Consider the following 5393-nt stretch of genomic DNA (forward strand, 5'->3'; position numbering starts at 1 on the left):
CCGGCCCGCCCTCACCGCAGCTGCGCGAACAACTCGGCGCAGGCATCGGCCAGTTCGGTCCTGTGCCGCTCTCCGAGCGTGGCGCGCAGCTCCTGGAAGAGCGTCTCGAACGCCGACGGGTCACCGCTCGCGACCGCCCGGCCGAGCCGCTCCAGGCCGTGGCCCACGGCGCGCCGGGCGGCCTGCGCGTGCGGGTTGCCGGACTGGACGTCCCAGTACACCTCCGGGGTGCCGGAGGAGATCCGGGCGAGGAGCTGGAGCAGCGTGCGGTGCGGCGGCGGCGCCGTGGCGCGCAGCGCCCCGATGTCCGCACCGAGCTCTCCCAGCGCCAGGCCGAAGGCGAGGACGGCCGCGTGCGTGGCCGCCTGCTGCGCGGCCGTCAGCGCGTCGTGCTCCTGCGCGGACATCTCGACCACCCGGGCGCCCCACCCGGAGATCAGCGCCAGGAACGCCCGGACGGCGGGCCCGTCGGTGACGGTGGCCGCGGCCACCGGCCGGCCCGGCAGGGGCAGCGACGGCGCGAACATCGGGTTGAGCCCCACCGCCTGGATGCCGGGCGCCAGGGCGTGCAGGCGCTCGGCGATGCCGCCCTTCACCGACAGCGTGTCCGCGAACAGGGCGTCGGCGCGCATCAGCCGGGTCACGGGGCCGATCGCGTCCAGTGCCACCGGCTCCGGTACGGCGAGCAGCACCAGGTCGGCCGCCGCGATGGCCCTGGCCGCCTCGGGGCCGGGAGCCCGGATGTCGTCGGCCAGGGCGGCGGGCGCCGAGGCCGCCGGATCGAGGCAGAGGACCTGTGCCCCCGAGCCCGCAAGCCGGCCGGCGAACATCCGCCCCACCTCGCCGGTACCGCCCGCCACCACACAGTGCTCGAACACCTTGCCCCCTAGTTCTTCATCGAGAGAGGAATCGTCATGTCACTACGTATCGGACCCGCGGACGCGGCCGAGGATCTGGAGTCGCTGCGCGCCCGGCTCGACGCCGTCGACGCCGGCCTGCTCGACGCGGTGCGGGAGCGGCTGGAGATCTGCCTGCGCATCGGCGAGTACAAGCGCGTCCACGACGTGGCGATGATGCAGCCGCACCGCATCGCCACGGTGCAGGGCCGCGCCGCGCGGTACGCGCAGGAGCACGGCATCGACCCCGCGTTCCTGCGGAGCCTGTACGACACGATCATCGCCGAGACGTGCCGCCTGGAGGACGAGTGGATCGCGACGGGCGGCCCGGCCGCCGGCGAGCCGGAGCGGAGGGCCTCGTGACGACCGCCGCGCGGACGGCCGGGGCCACGCCGACGACGCTCGCCGCCGCACTGGACCTCGCCGTCGAACGGCTCGTCGCGGCGGGCATCGGGGAGGCGGCGGCGCGCGACGACGCCCGGCTCCTGGCAGCCCACGCGGTCCGGGTGACCCCCGACGACCTGGACGGACAGCTGCGGGGGCCGGTCCCGGCGGACTTGTGGACGTATGTGGAGCGGCGTGCCGCCCGCGAACCGGCCGAACGCATCGTGGGCCACGCCTGGTTCATGGGACGCCGCTTCGAGCTGGCGCCCGGGGTCTTCGTGCCCAAGCCGGAGACCGCGGAGATCGTGGACGACGCAGTTAACAGACTTCACGGTCTGTTTCAGGCCGGTATTCGGTCTCCTTTGGTGGTCGATCTCTGTGCCGGGCCCGGCACGATGGCGGTCAGCATCGCCCGTCGCGTCCCGCAGGCCAGGGTGTACGGGATCGAACTCGCGCAGGCCGCGGTGCGGGTCGCCGTGCGGAACGCCCACGGCACGGGAGCAAAGATCGTGCAGGGTGACGCGCGGGATGCCTTCCCCGAGCTCGACGGCACCGTCGACCTGGTCGTCACCAACCCGCCCTACATCCCCATCGGGCTGCGCACCAGTTCTCCGGAGGTCCTCAACTACGATCCCCCGCTGGCTCTTTGGGCAGGTGAGGGCGGTCTTCAGATGATCCGCGCGATGGAGCTGACGGCGAGCCGGCTGCTGCGTCCCGGAGGTGTGGTGCTGCTGGAGCACGGCGGTTACCAGCTGGAGTCCGTGCCTCGGCTGTTCGCCGGGACGGGGCGCTGGAGTGCGGCCGCGTCGCGTCCCACATGCAACGACGGGTGTCTGACCGCCGTCCGCGGCGAGGTGTCCGGCCGCGCTCTGTGACAGGCGGTTCCCGTGTGGCTGGGGGCTCATGAGAAAAAAGACTACACGGTTTGGATTGACAAACCGACCGTGCTGTTTTTTTATTTGGGTGTGGGTTCAGATGCCGCGGCACGCTCATCCCGTGCCGGAGCTGGACCCTGCATGCGCCGACCAGCTTGCACCCACAGGGGAGAAACGATGGACATCGAAGTACTGGGCCCGTTGTCGGTGCGAGAGCACGGCATCTCGATCGCGCCGACCGCACCCAAACCCCGCCAGGTCCTGGCGCTGCTCGCCCTGAACGCGGACCACGTCGTACCGGTGTGCACGCTGATAGAGGAGTTGTGGGACGAGACGCCACCCCGCAGCGCCCGCACCACGCTGCAGACCTACATCCTGCAACTGCGCGAGCTGATCGGGGAGGCGCTGGACCGGGGCGGGGACGAGCAGGCGACCGCCAAGGACATCCTGGTCACGCTGCCGGGCGGCTACCGTCTCGAGACCCGCGGTGGCACCCTCGACTTCGAGGAACTGGAACGGCGCGCGGGCGCCGGGTACCGGGCCATGGACGCCGAGGACTACGCGGGTGCCGCCAAGCGGCTGCGCGACGCGCTGTCACTGTGGACCGGATCCGCGCTCGCCGACGTCCAGGCCGGCAGCCAGATCACCCTCGAGGTCAGGCGGCTCCAGGAGACCCGTCTGTGCGCCCTCGACCAGCGCATCGAGGCGGACCTGCGGCTCGGCCGGCACCGCGAGCTGCTGTCCGAACTGACCGTGCTGGTCAACCAGTACCCGATGCACGAGAGCCTGCACGGCCAGTTCATGCTCGCGCTGCACCGCTCGGGGCGTCGCGGGGAGGCCCTGAACGTCTACCAGCGACTGCGTGCCACCCTCGTACGGGAGTTGGGCCTTGAGCCGTCGACGGCCCTCGGCAGGCTCCAGCGGTCCATCCTCATGGCGCACCCCGAGCCCCTCGCCTCCGCCGTCCCCGCCTGACCCGAGAACGCGGTCGCAACCGTCGGACCCCCCTCGTCCTGCGGGTGAGCCGACCGGCTCCGCGGGCGCGGGCCGTGCCCCCCTCCCTCCCGGATGACCTCCCTCCCGGGAGGGAGGGCTCACTATTTTTCCGTAGCCGAATTCCCGGGACTCACTCCTACGAGGTATCAACACCCCTCCGCGAATTGGCTATTGGGGGCGATGCTCGGGACCCGGGCGACACGGCACGATTTGGCTGTGAAGAATCGGACGAAGGAATCCCGGCCATCGGGGATACCCGCGCAGCGGCGGGCTGACTTCCTCGAACTGATGCTGCTCTCGCGGGAATGCGACCGCAGATCGGGCATCGTGCTTCGTCAGGGCGAGGCCTGGTTCCATATTTCCTCCGCAGGTCACGAGGGTCTGGCCGCGCTGTGTGAGCTGTTGGATCCGCAGGATCTGATCTTTCCCCACTACCGCGACCGCACTGTTCTCATGGCCCGCGGAATGGATACCGAGGGTCAGGCACGCGATCTGATGGCCAAGGCCGGATCGCATTCGGCGGGGCGCAATATGAGCGCCCACTTCGGCCACCGTTCGGGAAATGTCTTCTCGATCGCGAGCCCGACCGGAAGCCAGTGCCTGCCCGCCGTGGGAGCCGCCTGGGCCGCCCAGTTGACGGGCCGTGAGCAAGCGGTCGTCTGCTCCATCGGCGACGCCTCCACCCGGCAGGGCGAGTTCTTCGAGGCGGTCGCCTTCGCGGTGGAGCGGCGGCTGCCCGTCGTCTTCCTCGTCTCCGACAACGGCTACGGGATCTCCACGCCGACCGAGCACATGTCTCCGCACGCGCTCGGCCTGCTGCCCCAGGAGCGCACGACCGTGGTCGACGGCGCCGATCCCGATGCCCTGCACGCCGCCTCCCGCGAAGCGCTGAGCGCCGTGCGGGGCGGCGAGGGGCCCGTGGTGCTGTGGTGCCACCTCGACCGGCTCGACCCGCACACGTCCTCCGACGACCACCGCGTCTACCGCAGCAGCGAGGACCTCGCCACCTTGCGCGACCCGGTGGAGATCTTCACCGCACGGCTGCTCGCGGAGGGCGCCGTCGACGAGGCATGGCTGGAGCGCACGCGGGCCCGGCAAGCCGACGAGGTCGAAGCGGTCTTCGCGCGGGTCGCCGCCGAGCCGGCCGCGGATCCGAAGCTGATCATGGAGCATCTGTTCGCGCCGGCGGGCGAGACGGCGCACCCCACCGGACAGGAACCGGCCGCCGGACCGCTCACCGAGCCGTGCGGCGGAACGATGGTGTCCGCCGTCAACCGGGCCCTGGCTACCGGCCTGGAACGCCACCCCGAACTCGTCCTGTTCGGCGAGGACATCGACGATCCCAAGGGCGGCGTCTTCGGCTTCACCAAGGGGCTCGGCAAGGTTGCGGGCGAGCGCATGACCAACGCGCCGCTCGCCGAGGCGACCATCGTCGGCGCCGCCGTGGGGCTCGCCGCCGCCGGCCTGCGGCCCGTCGTGGAGCTCCAGTTCATCGACTTCGCCGGCCCCGCCTTCAACCAGCTCGCCGCCCAGCTCACCACGCTGCGCTGGCGCACGGTCTCCGCATGGCAGTGCCCCGTCGTCATCTACGCGCCCTGGGGCGGCTATCTGCCGGGCGGCGGAATCTGGCACAGCCAGAGCAACGAGAGCCTGTTCACCCACCTGCCCGGACTGCGCGTCGTCGTCCCCTCCACCCCCGAGGACACCGAGGCCGCCTTCCTGGAGTCGTTCACCGCACCCGATCCGACGCTGATCCTGCTGCCCAAGCACCTGATGCGGCAGCGCCGGGAGCCGGCTGGGCGGCCCGCACCCGCGCTCGGCGCCCGCACGCTGCGTACCGGCGACGACGTCACCGTCGTCAGCTGGGGCAACGGGACCGAACTCGCCCTCGACGCCGCCGGGAGTCTCGCGGCCGACGGCGTCGAGGCCGACGTCATCGACCTGCGCTGGCTGGTGCCGCTCGACCGGAAGACCGTCGCCGCCTCCGTGCGCCGCACCGGGCGCCTGGTCGTGGTGCAGGAGGACAACCGTACGAGCAGCTTCGGCGCCGGGCTGATCACCGAACTTCTCTCGTCCGACGACGAGTTCTACTCGCTGCTCGCCCCGCCGCGCCTGGTGAGCCGCGAGGACGTGCACGTCCCGTTCCACCCCGACCTGGAGCGCGCTGTGCTGCCCGCCGCCGACGACGTGGTCGCGGCCGTCCGTTCCGTTCTGGCCTGACCGCATGGAGAAGGAAGCGCAG

At 71.6% G+C, this 5393-nt stretch carries 5 protein-coding genes; 4 read left to right on the forward strand and 1 reads right to left on the reverse strand.

Annotated features, from left to right (window positions below):
* Positions 1-11: 11 nt before the first annotated feature.
* Positions 12-878: a prephenate dehydrogenase/arogenate dehydrogenase family protein gene (locus tag CG723_RS42320; RefSeq protein ID WP_100598880.1), complete on the reverse strand. Its 867-nt coding sequence runs from the start codon at positions 876-878 to the stop codon at positions 12-14.
* A gap of 36 nt (positions 879-914) precedes the next feature.
* On the opposite strand from CG723_RS42320, the gene CG723_RS42325 reads away from it, so the two are divergent.
* The 4 genes from CG723_RS42325 (at position 915) to CG723_RS42340 (ending at position 5371) form a co-directional block, all read left to right on the forward strand.
* Positions 915-1259, forward strand: coding sequence for a chorismate mutase family protein (locus CG723_RS42325; RefSeq protein WP_100598881.1), 345 nt, complete (start codon positions 915-917; stop codon positions 1257-1259).
* Positions 1256-2155: a N5-glutamine methyltransferase family protein gene (locus tag CG723_RS42330; RefSeq protein WP_159032678.1), complete on the forward strand. Its 900-nt coding sequence runs from the start codon at positions 1256-1258 to the stop codon at positions 2153-2155. The genes CG723_RS42325 and CG723_RS42330 overlap by 4 nt, the downstream gene beginning before the upstream one ends.
* A 177-nt stretch (positions 2156-2332) precedes the next feature.
* Positions 2333-3130 (forward strand): AfsR/SARP family transcriptional regulator, encoded by a 798-nt coding sequence (locus CG723_RS42335; RefSeq protein ID WP_100598883.1) that lies wholly within the window; start codon positions 2333-2335, stop codon positions 3128-3130.
* 237 nt (positions 3131-3367) lie between these two features.
* Positions 3368-5371, forward strand: coding sequence for an alpha-ketoacid dehydrogenase subunit alpha/beta (locus tag CG723_RS42340; RefSeq protein WP_100598884.1), 2004 nt, complete (start codon positions 3368-3370; stop codon positions 5369-5371).
* Positions 5372-5393: the final 22 nt, after the last annotated feature.

This window comes from Streptomyces sp. CB01635 (assembly GCF_002803065.1).
Lineage (GTDB): Bacteria > Actinomycetota > Actinomycetes > Streptomycetales > Streptomycetaceae > Streptomyces.

Coding starts and splice junctions, on each gene's coding strand:
- CG723_RS42325 (WP_100598881.1), top strand. CDS start 915: ATGTCACTACGTATCGGACCCGCGGACGCGGCCGAGGATCTGGAGTCG.
- CG723_RS42335 (WP_100598883.1), top strand. CDS start 2,333: ATGGACATCGAAGTACTGGGCCCGTTGTCGGTGCGAGAGCACGGCATC.